The 1065-nt window shown below is 72.2% G+C and carries 1 protein-coding gene; it reads left to right on the forward strand.

Annotated elements, in window-relative coordinates; translation table 11 throughout:
- Positions 1–1001: phosphatidylglycerol lysyltransferase domain-containing protein (locus x551_RS22590; RefSeq protein WP_036251895.1), on the forward strand; the 1001-nt coding region annotated here is incomplete at its 5' end.
- Positions 1002–1065 lie beyond the last annotated feature (64 nt).

A 1065-nucleotide genomic window follows, 5' to 3' on the forward strand; every position in this document is an offset into this window, starting at 1 on the left:
CGGCGCCGGCCACGGCCGAGGAGCTCGCGCGCGCGGCGGCGGTGGTGCGGAGCAGCCCGTCGTCCGACGGCTGCTATGCGCTGGTCGGCGACAAGCACCTGCTGTTCTCGCCGTCGGGCCGCAGCTTCCTGATGTTCGGCAAACAGGGCCGCTCCTGGGTGTCGCTGTTCGGTCCGATGGGTGACGCGCGCGAGTGGCCCGACCTGGTGTGGCGCTTCGTCGAACTGGCGGCGGCGCACGGAGGCCGCGCGGCCTTCTACCAGGTCCGGCCGGTCGCGCTGCCGCTCTACCTGGACTGCGGCCTGCAGGCCTTCAAGCTGGGCGAGCATGCGCACGTCACCTTGCCCGACTTCGACCTCAAGGGCGCCAAGCGCGCCAACCTGCGCTCCGGCGTGAACCGCGGCGAGCGCGAGGGCCTGAGCTTCGAGGTGCTGCCGCCGGCGGCGGTGGGCGCGGCGCTGCCGGAACTGCGGGCCGTGTCCGATGCCTGGCTCGGCCAGCAGAAGTCGCGCGAGAAGGGCTTCTCGGTCGGCCGCTTCGACGAGCGCTACCTGCAGCAACTGCCGGTCGCCGTGGTGCGGCGCGAAGGCCGCATCATCGCCTTCGCCAACCTGCTGGCGACCGACGCGAAGGACGAGGCCAGCATCGATTTGATGCGCCACCTGCCGGAGTCGCCGCCCGGCACGATGGACTTCCTGTTCGCCAAGATCATGCTGTACCTGCAGGCCCAGGGCTACCAGCGCTTCGGCCTGGGCATGTCGCCGATGGCCGGCATGGCCGAGCGGCGCCGCGCGCCGCGCTGGCAGCGGCTGGGGCGGCTGCTGTTCGAGCACGGCGAGCGCTTCTACAACTTCCGCGGCCTGCACAGCTTCAAGGACAAGTTCGAGCCGGTCTGGGAGGCGCGCTACCTGGCCGCGCCCGGCGGCGTGGCGCCGCTGTTCGTGCTGGTCGACGTGGCCGCGTTGATCGGCGGCGGCGTCAAGGGCGTGATCGCCAAATGAGCGTGGCGCGCGCACCCGCACTCGCGTTCGCGGTGGCGCTGGCTGCCGCGGGCATGGCGTCGGT

The sequence above is a fragment of the Methylibium sp. T29 genome, from assembly GCF_000576205.1.
GTDB classification, from domain to species: domain Bacteria; phylum Pseudomonadota; class Gammaproteobacteria; order Burkholderiales; family Burkholderiaceae_C; genus Methylibium; species Methylibium petroleiphilum.